This is a genomic window from Effusibacillus lacus (assembly GCF_002335525.1).
Classification (GTDB): domain Bacteria; phylum Bacillota; class Bacilli; order Tumebacillales; family Effusibacillaceae; genus Effusibacillus; species Effusibacillus lacus.
On record NZ_BDUF01000053.1, the window covers coordinates 57,485 to 76,688 of the forward strand.

At 50.0% G+C, this 19,204-nt stretch carries 16 protein-coding genes; 9 read left to right on the forward strand and 7 right to left on the reverse strand.

Features of this window, described 5'->3' with window-relative positions; all coding sequences use genetic code 11:
• Window position 1: 1 nt before the first annotated feature.
• The 4 genes from EFBL_RS09900 to EFBL_RS09915 are packed head-to-tail and all read left to right on the forward strand — an operon-like array spanning window position 2 to window position 3,337.
• Entirely contained in the window at window positions 2-895 is an 894-nt protein-coding gene (locus EFBL_RS09900; RefSeq protein WP_096181973.1) for a branched-chain amino acid ABC transporter permease, read from the forward strand.
• A gap of 1 nt (window position 896) precedes the next feature.
• The gene (locus tag EFBL_RS09905) at window positions 897-1,871 is read left to right on the forward strand and encodes a branched-chain amino acid ABC transporter permease (protein ID WP_096181974.1); all 975 of its coding nucleotides are present in this window, start codon (window positions 897-899) and stop codon (window positions 1,869-1,871) included.
• A complete protein-coding gene (locus tag EFBL_RS09910) occupies window positions 1,852-2,634 on the forward strand; it encodes an ABC transporter ATP-binding protein (protein ID WP_096181975.1) in 783 nt (260 codons plus the stop codon). Before EFBL_RS09905 ends, EFBL_RS09910 begins: the two co-directional genes overlap by 20 nt.
• A complete protein-coding gene (locus EFBL_RS09915) occupies window positions 2,618-3,337 on the forward strand; it encodes an ABC transporter ATP-binding protein (protein ID WP_096181976.1) in 720 nt (239 codons plus the stop codon). Before EFBL_RS09910 ends, EFBL_RS09915 begins: the two co-directional genes overlap by 17 nt.
• Here the strand turns inward: EFBL_RS09915 and EFBL_RS09920 are convergent.
• Window positions 3,334-4,716: a sigma-54 interaction domain-containing protein gene (locus EFBL_RS09920; RefSeq protein ID WP_096181977.1), complete on the reverse strand. Its 1,383-nt coding sequence runs from the start codon at window positions 4,714-4,716 to the stop codon at window positions 3,334-3,336. The genes EFBL_RS09915 and EFBL_RS09920 overlap by 4 nt on opposite strands.
• Before the next feature lie 186 nt (window positions 4,717-4,902).
• On the opposite strand from EFBL_RS09920, the gene EFBL_RS09925 reads away from it, so the two are divergent.
• The 3 genes from EFBL_RS09925 to EFBL_RS09935 all read left to right on the forward strand — a co-directional run bounded on the left by EFBL_RS09925 (window position 4,903) and on the right by EFBL_RS09935 (window position 8,502).
• Window positions 4,903-5,823 carry a proline dehydrogenase family protein gene (locus EFBL_RS09925; RefSeq protein WP_096181978.1) on the forward strand — a complete coding sequence of 307 codons (921 nt, stop codon included), beginning with the start codon at window positions 4,903-4,905 and terminating at the stop codon, window positions 5,821-5,823.
• A gap of 39 nt (window positions 5,824-5,862) precedes the next feature.
• Window positions 5,863-7,404: an L-glutamate gamma-semialdehyde dehydrogenase gene (gene pruA / locus EFBL_RS09930; RefSeq protein WP_096181979.1), complete on the forward strand. Its 1,542-nt coding sequence runs from the start codon at window positions 5,863-5,865 to the stop codon at window positions 7,402-7,404.
• A gap of 708 nt (window positions 7,405-8,112) precedes the next feature.
• Window positions 8,113-8,502 (forward strand): hypothetical protein, encoded by a 390-nt coding sequence (locus EFBL_RS09935; protein ID WP_096181980.1) that lies wholly within the window; start codon window positions 8,113-8,115, stop codon window positions 8,500-8,502.
• A 236-nt stretch (window positions 8,503-8,738) separates the two neighbouring features.
• Here EFBL_RS09935 and EFBL_RS09940 read toward each other — a convergent pair whose 3' ends face one another.
• Window positions 8,739-9,638: a DUF2334 domain-containing protein gene (locus tag EFBL_RS09940; protein ID WP_096181981.1), complete on the reverse strand. Its 900-nt coding sequence runs from the start codon at window positions 9,636-9,638 to the stop codon at window positions 8,739-8,741.
• Window positions 9,639-10,177: 539 nt separating this feature from the next.
• Here EFBL_RS09940 and EFBL_RS09950 point away from each other — a divergent pair.
• The gene (locus tag EFBL_RS09950) at window positions 10,178-11,461 is read left to right on the forward strand and encodes an acetyl-CoA hydrolase/transferase family protein (RefSeq protein WP_096181983.1); all 1,284 of its coding nucleotides are present in this window, start codon (window positions 10,178-10,180) and stop codon (window positions 11,459-11,461) included.
• Window positions 11,462-11,865: 404 nt separating this feature from the next.
• Here EFBL_RS09950 and EFBL_RS09960 read toward each other — a convergent pair whose 3' ends face one another.
• The gene (locus EFBL_RS09960; RefSeq protein WP_231705747.1) at window positions 11,866-12,492 is read right to left on the reverse strand and encodes a GntR family transcriptional regulator; all 627 of its coding nucleotides are present in this window, start codon (window positions 12,490-12,492) and stop codon (window positions 11,866-11,868) included.
• 187 nt (window positions 12,493-12,679) lie between these two features.
• Between EFBL_RS09960 and EFBL_RS09965 the strand changes: the two genes are divergently transcribed.
• Entirely contained in the window at window positions 12,680-13,435 is a 756-nt protein-coding gene (locus EFBL_RS09965) for a maleate cis-trans isomerase family protein (RefSeq protein WP_096181994.1), read from the forward strand.
• A 45-nt stretch (window positions 13,436-13,480) separates the two neighbouring features.
• Here EFBL_RS09965 and EFBL_RS09970 read toward each other — a convergent pair whose 3' ends face one another.
• The 4 genes from EFBL_RS09970 to EFBL_RS09985 form a co-directional block, all read right to left on the reverse strand.
• Entirely contained in the window at window positions 13,481-14,335 is an 855-nt protein-coding gene (locus tag EFBL_RS09970; protein WP_096181986.1) for a hydroxymethylglutaryl-CoA lyase, read from the reverse strand.
• Window positions 14,335-15,531 carry a CaiB/BaiF CoA transferase family protein gene (locus EFBL_RS09975; protein WP_096181987.1) on the reverse strand — a complete coding sequence of 399 codons (1,197 nt, stop codon included), beginning with the start codon at window positions 15,529-15,531 and terminating at the stop codon, window positions 14,335-14,337. Before EFBL_RS09975 ends, EFBL_RS09970 begins: the two co-directional genes overlap by 1 nt.
• 81 nt (window positions 15,532-15,612) lie before the next feature.
• A complete protein-coding gene (locus EFBL_RS09980) occupies window positions 15,613-16,908 on the reverse strand; it encodes an MFS transporter (protein WP_207907599.1) in 1,296 nt (431 codons plus the stop codon).
• Between the two features lie 103 nt (window positions 16,909-17,011).
• A complete protein-coding gene (locus tag EFBL_RS09985; protein WP_096181988.1) occupies window positions 17,012-18,961 on the reverse strand; it encodes a methyl-accepting chemotaxis protein in 1,950 nt (649 codons plus the stop codon).
• Window positions 18,962-19,204 lie beyond the last annotated feature (243 nt).

The following is a 19,204-nucleotide window of genomic DNA, read 5'->3' on the forward strand; positions in this document are numbered from 1 at the left end:
CATGGACATCTTTATTCAACAGTTGACCAACGCGCTTGTGGTGGGGTCTTTTTACAGTCTCATTGCCCTTGGGTACTCCATGGTCTATGGAATCATCAAACTGCTTAACTTTGCCCACGGCGACCTGTACATGATCGGGGCGTTTGCCGGCTTTTCGGCCTTGTCGCTGCTTTCCGGAGATGCGGGAGTGCTCGGGATCGCGATGGCCTTTCTTGCAGCCATGATCGTGGCCGGACTGTTCGGTATCGGGATCGAGCGGGTGGCCTACCGTCCGCTGTTGAACTCCTCCCGTCTGACGATTTTGATTACTGCGGTCGGGGTTTCGCTGGTTCTTGAAAACGGTGTAATGTTGACCTACGGACCCAGTTTCAAGGTATTCCCAAGTCAACTGCCGATCACAGGCTTCCAGATTGCAGGTGCTACCGTCACTTATTCGCAAATCGGACTTATCCTTTTGTCGGTTCTTCTGATGGTTGCCCTGCAATGGTTTGTCCACCGGACTTTATACGGCAAAGCGATGAGGTCAATCGCCATCGACCAGACGGCCACTTCACTGATGGGGATTCCGGTGCACCGGATCATTGGCATAACCTTCTTTATCGGTTCGGCCCTGGCGGCGGCAGCCGGTATGATGGCGGGCCTTTATTACGGTCAAATCAATTTCATGATGGGATTTATCGTCGGGCTGAAGGCGTTTACGGCAGCCGTTATCGGCGGAATCGGCAGTATCCCCGGGGCGATGCTCGGAGGGCTGGTGCTCGGGCTGCTGGAGACCTTCGGGACGATCTATATCGGCGGCGAATGGAAGGATGTATTTGCTTTCGCCATTTTGATACTGATTCTGACTTTGAAACCGACGGGTCTGCTCGGAGAAAAAGTGACGGAGAGGATGTAGGATGAAGAACCGGAATTTGGGGCGAAACGTTTATGCGTTGGCGGGATTGGCACTGGTGCTGTTCCTGCTGCCGCTTGTCAGCAACAATTATTGGATGGATGTCGCGACCATGGCCCTGTTCTACATCGTATTGGCGCTTGGGTTGAACGTCGTGGTCGGCTATGCCGGTTTGCTTGACCTTGGATACGCCGCGTTTTTTGCGGTCGGAGCCTATACTACAGGCATTCTGATGACCGAATACCAGGTCCCGTTCTGGATCACCTTCCTGCTTGCAGGCGTGTTTGCCGGAATTGCGGGAGTGATCATCGGGGCGCCGACACTCCGTTTGCGCAGCGACTATCTGGCAATCGTAACGCTCGGTTTTGGCGAGATTATCCGCATCTCCGCGAAAAATCTGGAGATTACCGGGTCGGCCTCGGGCATCTTCGGGATTCCGCGGCCGGAGGTCTTTGGTTACAAGCTGACCCAAATCACCGATTTTTATTATGCAATGCTGCTTCTTGCCATTGTTACCCTGTTTGCGGTTTACCGGCTGGGCCACTCAAGAATCGGCAGGGCGTGGCAGTACATTCGGGAGGATGAGGATGCGGCGGAAGCAATGGGGATTCACCGGGTTCGCATGAAATTGCTGGCCTACGCATTGGGCGCGGTGTTCGGCGGTTTCGCAGGTTCATTGTTTGCCGTCAAGATGTCGGCAATTGCTCCCGAGAGCTTTAACTTCATGCAGTCGGTCATGATTCTGCTGGCGATCGTCCTGGGGGGACTCGGGCGGCTGCCGGGCGTGGTGCTGGGTGCCGTAATTGTAATTGTCCTTCCGGAGGCGATGCGGGAGTTTGCGAACTGGCGGTTCCTGCTGTTTGGAGCGGCGCTGGTTCTGTTGATGCTGTTCCGTCCGCAAGGCCTTTGGGCAGCACGCAAGGACGGCGAGGCTGATGAGAAATGGGGGGAACGCAGGGATGTCACTTCTGCAAGTTAACCACCTTACGTTAAAGTTCGGGGGGATTACCTCCGTCAATGACCTGTCGTTTGAGATTCCGGAAGGGATCATCATGAGCGTGATAGGTCCCAACGGTGCCGGTAAGACCTCCTTGTTCAACATGATTACCGGTTTTTACAAACCCACAAGCGGCGAGATTCTGTTTGACGGGGAAAGCCTTGTCGGCCGAAAGCCAAGCTTGATCACGCAAAAGGGAATCGCCAGGACATTTCAGAACCTGCGGCTGTTTCCCAACCTGTCGGTGCTCGAAAACGTTATGAGCGGCATGCACAGCAAGACTTCGCAGGGTGTGTTCGGCGCCCTGTTCCGAACCAGGGCACAAAAGCAGGAAGAGAATCTGATTCGCTCGGTTGCCGGGAAGTGCATTGACTTTGTCGGGATCTCCCAATACACCCACCGGTTGGCAAAGAATCTTCCCTACGGGATCCAACGGCACGTGGAGATTGCGAGGGCACTTGCCACACAACCGAAACTGCTGCTGCTGGACGAACCGGCAGCGGGACTCAACCACGGCGAGAAGCTGGAATTGATTGAACTGATCCGACGCATCCGGCAGGAATTCCGTCTGACCATTGTCCTGATTGAGCATGACATGGGTCTGGTCAATCAGGTTTCCGAACATATTCTGGTGCTCAATTACGGGCAAAAAATTGCGGAAGGCACTCCCGCCGAGGTTCTTAACAACCCCCTCGTGGTCGAGGCTTATCTCGGGAAGGAGGAAGACGATGAGCAATCAGCTTGAATTAACCCAAGTGGATGCCTATTATGGCAAGATTCAGGCATTGCGGGGAATCAGCCTGTCAGTCAGGAATGGGGAGATTGTCACGCTTCTCGGCAGCAATGGTGCGGGCAAAAGCACCACCCTGAAGACGATCTCCGAGTTGGTTCGAGTCCGCAACGGCAGCATCCGCTTTGAGGGGGAAGATATTGGCAAACTGTCCCCCCATCAAATTGTTGACAGAGGCATCGTGCACGTGCCGGAAGGACGCCGGGTATTCGGAGCAATGACGGTGACCGAGAATCTGGAGTTGGGCAGTTTCCCCAAACGGAAAGACACACAGTTTGTCAAACGGACGATGGAGCATGTGTTTGAACTGTTTCCCCGCTTGAAGGAACGGCACAAGCAAAAAGCGGGAACCCTGTCCGGCGGCGAACAGCAAATGCTTGCCATAGGCCGTGGACTGATGAGCGGCCCGAAACTGCTGATGCTTGACGAACCCTCAATGGGCCTGGCTCCCATTGTGGTTCAGGATATTATGAAGATCATCAAAAAAATCAACTCGGAAGGAACAACCGTCCTTCTGGTGGAGCAAAACGCGAAAGCGGCTCTCAAGTTGGCCCATACCGGGTACGTGATCGAGACGGGACAAATCACGATCCAAGACACTGCCGAAAAGCTCCGGCAGGACGACAGTATCGTCAAGGCATATCTGGCAAACCCCTAAAGTCCATATTTGCGCATTTTGTTGTAAAGGGTTCCCCTTGAGATGCCGAGCAGCTTGGCGGCCGCCGCCTTGTTGCCGTAGGTGGTCCGCAGGGCGTTTTGGATCAATTGCAATTCGGATTGGGGTTCGTTGTGCCCTTCTTTCCTAAAACCGGAAGGGGCGTGAACCGATACCTGGGGCTCCGCGTCCAATCTCGGAACCTGGATGGAGGCCGGCAAATGTTCTCGCCGGATTACTTCGTCGTCGGTCAAGATCACCAGGCGTTCCAGAATGTTTCGCAGTTGCCGGATGTTGCCGGGCCAGGAATAATTCATGAGTGCGACAATGACTTCCGGTTCGAATCTGGGTACCGGCTTGCCGTACTGAAAAGCAATTTCACTCGTAATATATTGCAAAAGCTCCGGAATATCTTCGATTCGCTCCCGTAAGGGGGGAATTTCCACGGAGACGACGTTCAGGCGGTAATACAGATCTTCACGGAAAGCCCCTTCGGCAATTCGTTCTTCCAGGTTGCGGTTGGTGGCGGCTATGATGCGAACGTCCACCTTGACCGGCTTGTCGCCGCCAACCCGGTAAAACTGCCGTTCCTGCAGCACCCGAAGCAATTTGACCTGCATCTCCAAAGGCAGTTCGCCTACCTCGTCAAGGAACAGGGTTCCCTTGTGCGCCAGCTCCAATTTTCCGGGCCGTCCTTTGGGGTCAGCCCCTGTAAAGGATCCGCCCTGGTAGCCGAACAGTTCACTTTCAAACAAAGCGGGGGGAATGGCGCCGCAGTTGATGGCCACAAAATTGTTCCCTGCCCGTGAACTGGCGCTGTGAATCGCATGGGCAAACAGTTCCTTGCCAACACCCGATTCTCCTGTGAGCAGAACGGTCGCATCTGTCGGCGATACCCGGCGGGCCACCCTGATCGCATGGGTAATCGCCTGGCCGTTCCCCTTGATCCGGAAAAAGGGGTCTTCGGATGGGACGTACCGGGTGATTTCCTTTTCCAGCGACTGCAGTTGGGAAGCTGCTGTGAACAGTTTGTTGCCCAAGCGGACCAGTTTGGTTACGTCCTGTTCCGAGGAAATGGCGCCGGTGATTGTGCTGCCGGATACAACGGGAGATGTGTTGACTAGAACATGCGTCCCCGGGCGTGGTTCGTGATAGGCTTGCCGGATGGGGCGGCCTTCCTTGAGGATTTGCGCAATCATCAGGGAGTTCCAACCGAAGTCGGCAATGTTCTTGCCGATAATTTCCGCTGCGGGAATCCGATAGAGTTCTTCCGCCGCCCGGTTCCAATGGGTGACGGTGCCGTCTTCATCCACGATGGTAATCGCTTCGTTAACCGTGTCCAACAGGGTTTGCAGGACCGATTCGGCTCTGGAAGTTTTCATGAAAGTCACCTCTATACACATGTGTTCAATATTTGACAAAAGTGTTGGTCATCTTGAACATTATTGTACATTTTATCGTAGTTTGCAAAGTTTGGGGAGTGTACTCCACCGAATTTTTGTTGGCATGATAATTGCATAGAAATAATAAGTGAGAATATCTCAAATCTGGGAAAGGAGCGCTTGGCATTGGAACAGCTTCTTCGGGATGCGCTGCTTTTTTTGTCCAAGAACCGCACGGCCAACCGGGCAGCCAAAAGGTACGGTTTGCGTTTTGGAGCCAGCCGGTTTGTGGCGGGAGAGACAATTCAGACGGCGATTGATGCCGTTCGCGGGTTGAATAAGCAAGGCATCGTTGCTACGCTCGATCATTTGGGGGAATTTGTGTTCAGTGAAGAGGAAGCCACTGAATCGGCGGATTTCTGCATCAAGACGCTGGATTCGATCCACCAGTCGGGGGTGCGGTCCAACCTGTCACTGAAAATGACCCAGTTGGGGCTGGATATCTCAAGGGACTTGTGCATGAGCAACATGCGCAGAATTCTTGATCGGGCCAGTCAGTACGGCAATTTTGTACGGATTGACATGGAAGATTACGCACACAACGAGATTACCCTCGACATCTTCAAGGAACTTCGCAGGGAGTACGGGGAAACGGTAGGAACAGTCATCCAGGCTTATCTCTACAGAAGCGAAGCGGATATTGACGACCTGAACCGCTTCAAGCCCAATCTCCGTCTGGTAAAAGGCGCCTACAAGGAACCGCCGGAAGTGGCGTTTCCCAAGAAAGAGGATGTGGACCGCAACTTCATCAAGATCATCGAGAAACACCTTCTGTATGGCAATTATGCGGCCATCGCCACACATGATGAGCATATCATTCACCATGTAAAACGCTTTGTCAAAGAGAACCACATCCCGAATTCCCAATTTGAGTTCCAGATGCTTTATGGGATTCGGGTGCAGCTGCAGCAGGAGCTTGCGAAAGAAGGCTACACCATGCGGGTTTATGTGCCTTACGGAAATGACTGGTACGGGTATTTTATGCGACGTCTGGCGGAACGCCCGGCCAATGTGGGATTCGTAGTGAAATCCATGTTTAAGAAATAGCATGGAAATCAACAATAATCATCGACTGGAGGTAATTCAATGATTCCGTTCCGTAACGAACCTTTTACCAATTTTGCAGACCCGGCCAACAAGGAAGCCATGAAAGCCGCCCTTGCCAAAGTCAAGGCGGAGTTGGGCAAAGAGTATCCTTTGGTCATCGGCGGGGAGAAAATCACGACCGGGAAAAAAGTGAAATCCATAAACCCCGGAAATTTGGATGAAATCGTGGGAATCCAGTGCCAGGCCAACCAGGAACTGGCGCAAAAGGCTGTCGATATCGCCATGGAAACTTTCAAAACATGGCAGTTCGTGGAGCCGCACGTCCGTGCCAACTATCTGTTCAAGGCGGCTGCTGAAATGCGTCGCCGCAAGTTCGAATTTGCTGCCTGGATGGTCTATGAAGTGGGCAAGAACTGGGGAGAAGCGGATGCGGATGTGGCGGAAGCCATTGATTTCATGGAATTCTACGGTCGCGAAATGATTCGTCTGGGGGGGCCGCAGCCTTTGGTTCCCTATGAAGGGGAAGACAATCACCTGTATTACATCCCGCTTGGTGTGGGGGTAGTCATTCCTCCCTGGAACTTCCCGCTGGCCATTATGGTGGGCATGACAACGGCTGCCATTGTGTCGGGCAACACGGTTGTGTTGAAACCGGCTTCCACTTCTCCGGTCATTGCAGCGAAATTTGTGGAACTGATGGAACAGATCGGTCTGCCGAAGGGAGTTATCAACTTCCTGCCAGGTTCCGGCTCTGAAATCGGGGACTTCCTGGTGGAACATCCAAAGACCCGGTTTGTATCTTTCACCGGTTCCCGTGATGTGGGAATTCGCATCAATGAAAGAATCGCCAAGCAAGCGGAAGGCCAGATCTGGATCAAGCGTCTGGTTGCGGAAATGGGCGGTAAAGACGCAGTAGTGGTGGACGCTTCGGCAGACCCGGAAGAAGCGGCAACCGGAATTGTACAATCCGCCTTCGGGTTTCAGGGACAGAAATGTTCCGCGGGTTCCCGGGCGATTGTGCATAAGGACTTGTATGACGTAGTTCTGCAAAAAGTCGTTGAAAAGACCAAGGCTCTGCAGGTGGGGCTTCCGGAAGAAAACTACGCAATCGGTCCGGTTGTGGACGAGAATGCATACAACAAGATTCTGGAATACATTGAAGTGGGCAAGAAGGAAGGGCGTCTGATGGCAGGCGGCGGCAAGGCGGAAGGCAACGGCTACTACATCCAGCCGACCATCATTGCGGACGTGAAAGAAGATGCCCGGATCATGCTGGAAGAGATCTTCGGCCCGGTGCTGGCGTTCTACAAGGCGGACAGCTTTGAGAAAGCGATTGAAGTGTTCAACAACACCGAATACGGCCTGACCGGAGCTCTTTATTCCAATGACCGCGAACACTTGGAATACGCCCGAAAGTATATGCATTGCGGCAATCTGTACTTCAACCGCAAGTGCACGGGCGCGCTCGTAGGTGTCCATCCCTTTGGCGGATTCAACATGTCGGGCACCGATTCCAAAGCGGGAGGACGGGATTACCTGCTGCTCTTTACACAGGCAAAGGTTGTTTCCGAGCGGTTTTAATAAGCGAAGATTCAAAGAGGCTGTCCCAACAGTAGTTGTTGTTTGGACACCTCCTGGTTAGTTCAGAAAGCCAGGAGGATGATGACAACCGTATAAAAAATTGCGGTGATTTTCAAGGTTATTATGGAAGTCAAAGTGGTGGTTCTCGATATAGTGATGATTTTCAACGTTATTTGGAGATTTTCTCATTGGTGGGCAATAAAAAACGCTAAATAGCGGTGAAAAAGAACCTTATTCTAAGAACCGCAATGAATTCAACAAGTATAGCGGTGAAAAACACTGTTATTTCGAAACACATTCATTCAGCAGGCTGTCTTATGACATTGGGGCAGCCTCTTTCTTTTTAAGATTGAGTGAATTTGACCGCTAGCCAGGGTCTTTCCCGCCCTAATGATTACGCTACTGCTGCCCCTCCCCCTTGTGGAAATAAGAGATATTCTGGCATTTATTGGCCCATTTTTGCAAGGAAAATCAGTAATAAGGGCATTTGAAGCACTTATTTACATGTCTTGTTGATTTCATCCATCCGGCCACCCCACAATAAGCGCTTCAAAAACCTTTATTCATCAAACAGCCACTCAGTAAAAATCAATAAGTGCCCAAAAGGCCGCTATTCTAATCGTTGCCCACGCACACGTCTGAAATATGTACAATCAAGGATCTATGAGCTATGATGAAAAAGAAAATGAAATGGAAGGAGGGATTAAAGTGTCGAAAGAATTGGAGAAATTATTGCGTTCGGTCCTGCAAGAGGAACTTCAGCCGATCCAAAAAGACATGCATACTTTGAACAACCGGATGGAACGTCTTGAGAACAAAATGGACGATCTTGAGAGCGATATAAAAGTCCGCTTTGATGAAGTCTACACCAGATTTGACCAAGTGGACAAACGGTTTGAGGAAGTGGACAAACGGTTTGAGGAAGTGGACAAACGGTTTGACCAAGTCGATAACCGGCTGGAAAGGATTGAACTGGCTGTTAATCGGCTTGAAGAGAATCAACCAAAGGATATTATGGCAATGCTGCAAACCATTGACAAAAAGCTCGACCGTCACCAAGGCAAAGTATTATATTTCAACAAACCTCGTTCCAAGTAGAATGCACGTTATCTAGAGCTGCCTCTCAAGTACCCAATCTGACAAGCCATTCTTTTCCCGCACCAACCTCATACCCAACTTTTGTGGAATCCGGATGGAACCTGCATTGTCTACCAGAACCCCCGTAGCGGTTATCCGCTTGACCTCCGGTTGCCGGAATGCCCATTTACCAATGCATCCTCCATTTCATAGGCGTATCCCTGTCTGCGATATCCCTCTATAAAAAGCTTGGTGCGTTAATGGTAGTCATCTCCTTGCCAGACCCGCGGCATGGGAATCAGCGCATAGAGAGGAAGCCAATGATACCGCATATGCCGCACTCCCTTCACTAATCGCTGCAGGTCTGTGTCTTCCGTCTTATACCGATATACGGGCAGGCCATCCCACATAAGCGGACTTCCCACGGAATCCCGAACAGGCTCCAGATGCGGAAACTCCAAAAACGGGTGATAGAACATGGAAGCGAGATCATGGGACCCGGCAAGTCGTGACAGGATTTGCGCTACTGTATTTTGTTCGTGAACATAGTAATAAGGTGTGGGGATAAAAATATTTCCCGTTTCCGAAATATACACATGTGATGTGGCATGTCTTTCCGCATCGCTTTGGTAGAGAACCTTCACATAGGAGCCAAAGATGCGTTCCTGTGCCAGGGTGTGCCGGTAATGGGGAGATTCCCAGAAGTGAGGATAGAGTCCGGCTTTTTGAAAAGCGGTGAGGCTCTTGCGGATCCGATCTGCCGCATAAAAGGAGGTGGCCGTCTCCGGAAATCCTTCTACGTCAAATTCAAAGCCGGTTCCGGTGTCCTGATTGTCGTTCTCCAGCTTCCGATCCCCATATTGGTGAGTGTATCCATGCATGCCGAACAGAACGCCGTGGCGCTGGACGCATTGCATCAATGAGATGAACTTTTGCAGGTGGAGATCGGGAGTCGAATCGTCGAGTCCCTTATTATACCAACTTGAGTCCGGTTCGAGTTGCTTCCAACGCGGGATTAACGCCACATGAAATGGCACATGCTGACCCATCAGATACTCAAATACAGCCCGCAAACGCCCCAAATCCTTAAGTGTCCGATAGGGCCCACCGGGTCCGATGTCCTCAAGCCGAAGTAAAGCAGGGCGGAATCTGTTCATCCGCAATCCCCCTCCGCATTAGGCTTTTGTATTGTATTCCCGAGAATCGGTGCCGGGCACCTTATGAACCATCATATGGGCCAATGTGCACTGGGACACAAATGTGGCATTGAAATTCAAATAGAGGTACAATTTACCACTACAGGGGGGGAAGAACGTGATTCATAAAGTCGAACATATCGGTATCAAGAACTGAATGTGGAATTGATTGGCGAGGAACCGAGTACCATATTGAACGGGATCAAGACCGGATTCTTCCAGGGGCCTGACAAGGAACGATACGGTTTCTTTGAAATGATTGGTGTCTTCTGCAAAAATGGGTTGGTGCACTCCGACCTGATTCGGAATGAGGCGAGCCCCCTTCGCAAGATGCAAAGGGGGCTTTTGTTTTTGCGTTTTCTGCATATTTCATGATGTTGCCTTTTTTGCATATTGCCTTGTCGTATAACTTGCCGTACAATCCAGCTAATATACTATGAAATCATGGTGACCGGGGGGACCCCAATGAATCTTTCGTTTAGAGATAAAGGAGAGACATCATGAACTTCAGCCATGCCTATAAAGACAAATTGAGGTCTGCAGAAGAAGCGGTTTCCCTCATTAATCCTGGAGATGACATAATTGTCCCCCTGACGGCCGGGGAGCCGCCTGCTTTGCTGGACGCCCTGCCCCATCATAAGGGATTGCGCGGAAACCGGCTGTTTCAAATGTTGTCTCTTCGTCCGGCCCTATCCGTGGAACCGGAGAGGCTTCAACTGGTTTCCCTGTTCCTGGGAGTTGGAGATCGCCCCGGCTTTCATGAAGGCCGGGTGGATCTGCTGCCTAATCATTTCTCGGATCTTCCCCGGTTACTGAGGGACTTTACGAAGAATCGCGTGATTATGGCAACCGTATCCCCAATGGATGATAAGGGCTACTTCTCGCTTGGCACGAACTGCGATTATACCGCCACGCTGCTAGAGGATGCCAATCTCATTCTGCTGGAAGTCAACGAGAACATGCCCCGGACGTACGGACTAAACCAGATTCATATCGATCAGGCCCACGCCATTATTGAGAACCATGTCCCGCTCCCCACACTGTCCGAGCCGGTGTTGACAGATAACGATGTGAAAATCGGGCGGACCATTGCCGGCCTCATTCATGACGGAGATACGCTGCAAATCGGTTTTGGAGCCATCCCCAATGCGGTGATGAACTTCCTGAAGGATCACAGGGATCTGAGCATTTTCACGGAGATGCTGCCGGACAAAGTGGCGGATCTCTATGAAGCGGGGGTCATCACCAATCGGAACAAGCCGATTTTTGAAGGGAAAACCACCATGACCTTTGCTCTTGGCAGCCAAAAATTGTATAATTTCATGCATGAAAATCGGGACTTGTTAATGATCCCTGTCAACCAATCGAACGACATTCGGGTCATATCCCAATTTGACAATATCGTGTCGATCAACGCAACGGTAGAAGTGGATTTTCTTGGTCAATGCAATTCGGAAACGATTGGCGGCAAGTATTACTCCTCCACCGGTGGGCAGGCTGACTTTGCTAAAGGGGTGAGGCTCGCAAAAAATGGCCGGGGCATCATATGTCTCCATTCCACGGCCAAAAACGGCCAAGTGTCCAAGATCGTACCTACACTTCCTGAAGGGGCTGTCGTCACCACCTCCAAAAATGATGTGGACATAGTGGTAACCGAATACGGCATGGCAGAGTTGAAAGGGAAAACGATCAGGGAACGCACGAAAGCTTTGATCGGAATCGCTCACCCCAAGTTCCGTGAGGAATTGGAGTTTGCGGCCAGAAAGATGGGATATTTGGTATAGAAGCAAGCGGGGAGAGGGGAAGATGGCCATGCACAGATCCTTGTATAAGCTGAAAAGTTGTCCAAATTGCGGAAAGCCGCAGAACCAGATCGAGTGGGTTTCATGGTGTTCCAAATGCAATATGGTGGTATGCTCCAGTTGTGTTCACAACGAGCATAAATGCAAAGACGGGTATCCTTTCGGCATCCCGGGACGGGGCACCCGGTATTTTGCCACAATCAGCTTGCATGAATCCGAATCTCATCAGGAATAAAACGGGGACAGCGCCAGCCGGAAAGAACGGCTGGTTTTTTCGTACTAGAAAGCATTCTTTTCAGTTTTCCGAAGGTCTAAATTTGAGTAGGGATTTCGAATTCAACAACAAAGCCTGTATCTTTTGCAAACACAGGCCTGTTCAAGTGAAACTAGTTATTATCATCCGAATGCAGCAAGCAGACATCGAGGTTGCTCTGCAGATGCTGCTTCATAAGACGTTCGGCTCTTTCTCCATCACCATCCATAATTGCCTTGCAAATGGCCTCATGTTCATCGTGAATGCAGTCTCTTGTGTGGACCACCTTGCGTCGGCAAAGCAGAATCAATGAACGCATTCTGTCTATGACTTCAATTATATATCGGTTGCCGCTGGCTTCCATAATAATATCGTGAAAGGTCGTGTTGGCAGCTACCTTCTCTTCAATGGTTCCTATTTTCCCGGTCTGTATGATGTTCTTAAGCGTTTCCTTCTGTTCGGAGGTAAGGTTCTCGGCGGCACAACGGGCTGAATACCCTTCGAGCAGAATACGGATTCCGTAACTGTCCCGAAGTTCATCTTCCGATGGCTCAATGACTGTCTTGCCCTTAACAAGACCTTCCTGTTCCAAACGCCGAATAGCTTCACGAACCGGTGTCCTGCTGACACCCAAGTGGGCGGCGAGCTTTTCTTCCACGAGTTTGGTTCCCGGTGACAAATCACCGTGAATAATCATATTCCGGATAACCTCATATGCTTGGCGGTAAACAGGTTCATATTTGCTTATGGTTGTTTTCACAGTTATTCCTCCAAGAGGCTGATACCTAGAACTTCGTTTCTTATCTATATAATAATAAGATACCATATAAAGACTTTTGGGTTTCTAAAAATACAAAAAAACATGAAAAAGAAACTGTACAATGTATACAGAATACAGTATTCTAAAATTAGAGTCTACTCAATAAACTGGAAAGGACATGATCGGAATGCCAAAACATTTTCGAGTTGGATTAATAGTTCCCAGTTCCAACACCACTATGGAAACGGAAATTCCCCAGATGCTGCAATGGCGGATGAGAGAAATTCCAGAAGAAACCTTTACCTTTCATTCCAGCCGCATGCGAATGATGCATGTGACGAAGGAAGAACTCACGAAAATGGACGTAGAAAGTGACCGTTGCGCAATTGAATTGTCGGATGCGCGCTGTGACGTACTTGCGTATGCATGTCTGGTGGCCATTATGTGTCAAGGGCCGGGATATCATCTCAAGTCCCAGGAACGGCTGCACAAACAAACGGTTCTTAACGGCGGAGCAGCGCCTGTAATCAGCAGTGCAGGTGCGCTGGTGGAGGGGATCCATACACTTGGCGCAAAAAAAATCGCCTTAATCGCCCCGTACATGCAGCCTCTTACTAACCAAGTCATTGAATATATCACTGATAGCGGCATACAAGTTACCGATTCTATCAGCCTGGAAATCCCTGATAATCTTGAAGTCGGAAGGCAAGATCCGATGCGCTTGGTTGAGATTGTAAAAGGCCTTGATATAAGCAATGCCGACGCTGTAGTACTGTCTGCATGCGTACAAATGCCGTCTTTGCAGGCAATCCAAGTAGTGCAGGATCAAATCGGCCTACCGGTATTATCCGCTGCAATTTCAACCGTTTACCAGATTCTCAAGAAGCTCGACTTAAAAACATTCGTTCCCAATGCCGGACGTTTGCTTTCCGGTGAATACTGATAGTTTGCAAAAAAAGGCCCTTCTGCTTCGGAAGGGCCTTGATTTTTACAGGCGAGTCGAAAGCTGCCTTGCGAACGTGGCTGCTTCCTTAAGCTTTTCAAAATCAATTCCGGTTTCGATTCCCATGTCGTTGCACATCAATACGACATCTTCGGTTGCGAGGTTTCCGGTTGCACCCGGTGAATATGGGCAGCCGCCAAGTCCGCCAACGGAAGAGTCGAATTTGTCGACTCCTGCCTGCATCGCTGCCACAACGTTTGCAAGTGCCATTTTTCGTGTGTCGTGAAAATGAGCGACAAAAACCGTATCAGGGAACAAATCACGCAGCTTCGCAAAACGTTCGTACACGATTCTCGGATTGGCATGACCATTTGTATCACCTATATCGATCTCGTCGGCACCCAGTTTCACAAACCGCTGACAAACATGCAGTACTTCTTCAAATGTTACCTCGCCTTGGTAAGGGCATGAAAAGGCCATTGATACGTATGCCCGTATGAACATTCCGTTCTCCTGTGCCTTAGCAAAGAGTGCTTCGCATTCCTGCAGGGATTCATCCGTGGTTTTGTTGATATTCTTCTGATTAAACGCCGAACTTGCCCCGATAAACACTGCAATCTGCGGTGTTTTGGCTGCAATCGCCCGGTCGAGTGCTTTCAGATTGGGTGTCAGAGCAATATAATTCATCTCTCTGCAGTACTCGGCTATCTGTTCCGAATCAGCCATTTGCGGAACCCACTTAGGATGTACAAAGGCAGCCGTCTCCATTCGCTGTATGCCTGTTTTTTTCAGTTTGTCAATCAACTCGATCTTTTTCTCTGTTGGAATTAATACTGGTTCATTCTGCAAACCGTCACGGGGACCCACTTCAACAATTTCAACCGATTTTGGGAAAATCATCAGATGACTCCTTTCTCTTTCAGCTTTCTGAGAGTTTCCGCATCCAGTCCCAATTGTCCGTATACTTCGTCATTATGCTCGCCGAGCTTTGGACCTACCCACTTGACTTCGCCTGGTGTTTCGCTGAACTTCGGCATAATGCCGGGCAGTTTCAACTGGCCGATTCCGTCGACATGGAATGACTGGATCATCTCCCGGAACAGGTACTGCGGATCGTTAACGATGTCTTCAATCGAATAAATCGGACCCGCAGGAACGCCTGCCTCATCCAATATGCGTACCACATCGTCTATCGGATGCCGTTGTGTCCATTCTCCGATAATTGCATCGAGAAACTCCATATGCTCCGCCCGTTTGCTGTTCGAGGAAAACCGCTCGTCTTTCTTGAGCTCGGGGCGGCCGATTACTTCCATCAGGCGGGCAAAAATGGCATCCCCATTTCCGCCTATCACCACATATTTCCCATCACTGCATTGATAAGTATTGGAAGGAGCAATTCCCGGCAGGATGGATCCGGTGCGTTCCCGGATCACACCTTTGCGGTCATACTCCGGAACCATCGATTCCATTAAGGAGAACACGGCTTCATAAAGCGCCACATCTATAACCTGACCAACACCGGTCCCTTTGACGTCTCGATGATAGATAGCCATTAGGGCAGCCATTGCGGCATACATGCCTGCCAAACTGTCACCCAGGCTAATGCCGACTCTTGTCGGAGGACGATCGGGATAACCGGTAAGATAACGGATTCCACCCATGGATTCCCCAACTGAACCAAATCCTGTCTTGTTGCGGTACGGGCCTGTTTGGCCAAACCCCGAGATACGCACCAGAATGATACGGGGATTGATTTTCCGCAGCACATCGTAACCAATGTTCCATTTTTCAAGCGTTCCGGGACGGAAGTTCTCAATTATTACATCCACTTCTGCCGCAAGTTTTTTGACAATTTCCTGTCCTTCTTCCTGTCTAAGATCGAGAGTGATGGATTTTTTGTTGCGGGCCTGTGCATACCACCACAAAGATGTCCCGTTCTCAACGACCCGCCAGTTTCGAATGGGATCGCCGATTTTTGGGGCTTCCACCTTGATCACTTCCGCCCCGAATTCCGCCAAAAGTCTTGTCGCAAAAGGAGCTGCCACCAGTGTGCCAAGTTCTAGAACCTTTAGACCTGTGAGCGGACTTTCTTTCATTGCCAACAACCTCTTTTCTGCTAAAATCTGCTTAGTAAAAATACCCCCTCCGGGAAGAGCGGAAGGGGGGAGAAAGCAAAATCAATTACCGCTTGTCAGTTCGATGCCCTTGGTTTCACGCAATGTGAATACCAGCATGGCAGCGGCAAAATACGCAAGAGCGGCCATCGATATGGTCATCGGAAACCCGATCAACGGGATCAGAACCGGTACCAGTTTGATGCCGGCAATGGCACCGACGCGCCCAAAGTTGAAGCAAAAACCTGCGGCAGTGGAACGTACGCTGGTTGGGAACAATTCGGAATACCATGCGCCAAATCCGCTGAAATACCCGGTAAAGAAGCCAAGCAGCGCAGAGATGATTCCAAGAGTGTACAGGTTGCTTCCCGCCAGAACCAGCTTACCGTCGGTCAATGGCAGATGGCTTGCCGTATAGGTGAACACGGGAACCATAATGGTCATGCCGATGAAGAAGACGGCGAATGCGATGCGGCGACCCGCTTTTTCCGCAAGATATCCATAAGCGATATAGCCAATCATGGCGCCGATACCGGTCCAGATCAGAAATACCGGTGCCTGATCAATCCGGATCTTAAGGATGTTCTGCAGGAAGGCTGGCGCAAACGTGAAGATGATCCAGTATCCAAGCATGCCCAGAATGGAAACTCCCAAAGCCAGTAGAGTGACTTTCAGATATTGGGGTTTAAAAATTTCGCCCAATCCAATCTTGTTTGCGTTGTGTTTTATATATTCCCTGTTGGCAAGCCATACCGGAGATTCTTTGACAAAGATCAGCACGAAGATCAGGGTGACAAATGCAGGAATGCTTGCATAAATGAACAAGTGGCGCCAGGATTCGGGATCATTCGGATTCAGAATGTTCCAGGCGAAAATTGCCGCTAAAAGGTTGCCGCCCGACCAACCGGTTTGCATGAATGCAATCGCTTTCGCACGGCCTTCGGGACGCCACATCTCGGAAATCAAAGCTGCCGCAGCAGACCACAATCCCCCGACTGCAATACCTACGATAAAACGATAAATATTCAGTTCCATAACGCTGTCAGCTATACCGCAAAGATAGGTTCCCGAGCCATATGCCAGGACGGATAGCGCGATTGTCTTCTTGCGGCCGATCCGGTCCGAAATGTTTCCGAGAAAATAGCCGCCAATTCCAGTCGCAAGCAGGAACCAGGCAACTGTGGAGACCACTTCCCCCAAGGAAACGCTAAACGTTTTTGCCACAGCAAGCAGCACAAACCCGAAAACCCCGGCATCCAACGCGTCAAACAACCAGGCGGCCCAGGAACCGATCAGGGTCATATACGGGTTACCAGTCGCTTTTACTGTAGGCGTTTGTGTAACCACTTTTGATTCCATTCATTTTCCTCCCTAACTGCTAAGATGATGAAAGCGATTTACTTTTTGTATTTTTAGAATACAGTATTCTGTATACAAAAACAACCAAAAATTCAATCTACTATTATAATTTGAATTTTTGCACCAGTTTCTGCAGCTCTTCCGCCATGTTGGTGAGAGCGGAAGCGGAAGCGGTGATTTCCTCCATGGAGGCCAATTGTTCCTCAGCGGCCGCCGATACATTCTGAGCTCCCGCAGCAGTTGTTTCAGTCACTTCTTCAATCGAATCAATCGCCTTGACCACCTGCTGCGCCCCGACAGACATTTGCTGCGACGCTGCCGATACGTGTTGGATTTGATCCACTACGGTATCAACCGAATTCTGAATTTGTTCAAAGGAGGTGCCTGCAGCGTTAACGACTCCGATACCTGCCGCCACTTCCTTTGTAGCGGAATCCATGGACTGCACAGCTTTCGACGTTTCATCCTGGATTGTCGCAATCAGCTGTCCGATCTGTTGGGCGGACTGAGCAGACTGTTCGGCAAGTTTACGCACTTCATCGGCTACCACGGCAAATCCACGTCCATGTTCACCCGCGCGTGCTGCTTCGATGGCTGCGTTCAATGCCAATAGATTGGTTTGTTCGGCAATACCGGTAATAACACCCACAATTTGGCCGATCTCCTGGGAACGATCGCCTAATTCTGTCACCACTTGAGCCAAACTGGTGACGGTTTGATGGATAGACTCCATCTGCCGAATCGCGGTTTGGATTGCTTGTACACCGTCGGCCGAAATACCAGATGCTTCAATTGCTGTTGCAGAGACATTCTGTGCATTGACAGCGATCTGTTGAATACCTGTTGACATTTCGTTGACGGTCCGTACACTTTGTTCCACACTCTGAACTTGCTGTTCGGTTCCGTACGCCACTTCCTGAATCGTGGAAGCGATCTGTTCAGTTGCTTTGCTTGTTTGATCAGCGCTGGCGCTGAGTTCTTCCGCGGAGGCGGCCAATTGGGTCGCGGTTTGGTTCACTTCGACCAGTACGGTACGCAAAGAATCAGCCATTTTGTTAAAACTTAATCCCAGTTGTCCAAGCTCATCCCGGCTGTTCACATCGATCCGTTCGTTTAAGTATCCCTCGCTGATCTTTTCGGAAGCACTTGTCAGCGCTGCCAAAGGCCGGGTAATCGACCGGACGATGAAGTACATTAAAGCTGCTCCGGCCATTACGGCAATTGCAATTACCAGCAGCGTCCTGTAAAAAATCGGCCGGGCTTCATTTGAAATTTCATCAGTGTACATGGTACCGGATATTTTCCAACCGGTCAGTTTGTTAGTAACAAACACCATTTCTTTCGATTGGCCGTCAAGCAGATAAGAAAACGATCCGGAATCCTGGCCATACACTTTATCCATCCATTCCCCGTTCGCTTCCGTGCCCGGTTTGGCCGTTGGGTGGATCACGTATTTCTTGTTTTTGTCGTATACGACCACGTATCCTTCCTCGCCAATTTTCACACCTTTGACCATTTCGCCGAGCTTTTGCAGATTCAGGTTGGTGGCGACAACCCCTTTGCCGTCCTGAGTCGCTTTGGCGATTCGAATGACCATGTTGCCGGTAGAAGTAGAGACTTCCGGGCTGGTGATAATCACCTTATCTTTTTGTTTGATCGCTTCCTGATACCATTCCTTCTTTCTGGGGTCGTAACCGTCGGGCATCTTCGAGTTCGGGAAAGTAAACATGGCTCCTGTTTCTGTGCCCAGATAAGACAGTTCCAATTCCGGGTGAAGTCCCTGAAAGCGGCGGATGATTTCCATCGATTCCGGTTTCCCGTCAACCGCAACCTGTTGGGCAAGAAGCGATATGTCCTGGCGTTTGGATTCGACGATTTGGTCTACTGTCTGGTTGAGAATCCGGATGTTTTCGTCAGCGCTTTTCAGCATTTGATCCCGCACTTTGTTTTTGGCAGTTTCATAAGACAGTGCTCCAATGGCAATGCTGGGAACCAGTAAGATGGATGCAAAGGACAGCGACAACTTGTTCTTGATTGTAAATCGGAACCTCATAAGAATGCTTTTTCCTCCCGTTTGTCATAATGTTTGATCGCAGGTGGCCACCAGCAACCTTATATAAATAATCGCAAGTTGTAGCATTAATTCCTTTCTGGAAAGAAATAATTAATGATTAAAAATCGCAGTATTCAAAAGAACACCAATTAGACTCCCATGCCGCTGACGCGGCACCATCAGATGATGAAAATAGTCTAAGTTTTGTATAATCTTCTTACGGCTGGCGAAGGGAGGTCGTAT

Bases quoted from the DNA above. Each gene is read 5' to 3' on its own strand.
- EFBL_RS09900 (WP_096181973.1), top strand. From the start codon at position 2: ATGGACATCTTTATTCAACAGTTGACCAACGCGCTTGTGGTGGGGTCT.
- EFBL_RS09980 (WP_207907599.1), bottom strand. From the start codon at position 16,908: ATGGAATCAAAAGTGGTTACACAAACGCCTACAGTAAAAGCGACTGGT.
- EFBL_RS09940 (WP_096181981.1), bottom strand. From the start codon at position 9,638: ATGAACAGATTCCGCCCTGCTTTACTTCGGCTTGAGGACATCGGACCC.
- EFBL_RS09970 (WP_096181986.1), bottom strand. From the start codon at position 14,335: ATGATTTTCCCAAAATCGGTTGAAATTGTTGAAGTGGGTCCCCGTGAC.
- EFBL_RS09905 (WP_096181974.1), top strand. From the start codon at position 897: ATGAAGAACCGGAATTTGGGGCGAAACGTTTATGCGTTGGCGGGATTG.
- EFBL_RS09915 (WP_096181976.1), top strand. From the start codon at position 2,618: ATGAGCAATCAGCTTGAATTAACCCAAGTGGATGCCTATTATGGCAAG.
- EFBL_RS09975 (WP_096181987.1), bottom strand. From the start codon at position 15,531: ATGAAAGAAAGTCCGCTCACAGGTCTAAAGGTTCTAGAACTTGGCACA.
- EFBL_RS09965 (WP_096181994.1), top strand. From the start codon at position 12,680: ATGCCAAAACATTTTCGAGTTGGATTAATAGTTCCCAGTTCCAACACC.
- EFBL_RS09910 (WP_096181975.1), top strand. From the start codon at position 1,852: ATGTCACTTCTGCAAGTTAACCACCTTACGTTAAAGTTCGGGGGGATT.
- pruA (WP_096181979.1), top strand. From the start codon at position 5,863: ATGATTCCGTTCCGTAACGAACCTTTTACCAATTTTGCAGACCCGGCC.
- EFBL_RS09950 (WP_096181983.1), top strand. From the start codon at position 10,178: ATGAACTTCAGCCATGCCTATAAAGACAAATTGAGGTCTGCAGAAGAA.
- EFBL_RS09985 (WP_096181988.1), bottom strand. From the start codon at position 18,961: ATGAGGTTCCGATTTACAATCAAGAACAAGTTGTCGCTGTCCTTTGCA.
- EFBL_RS09920 (WP_096181977.1), bottom strand. From the start codon at position 4,716: ATGAAAACTTCCAGAGCCGAATCGGTCCTGCAAACCCTGTTGGACACG.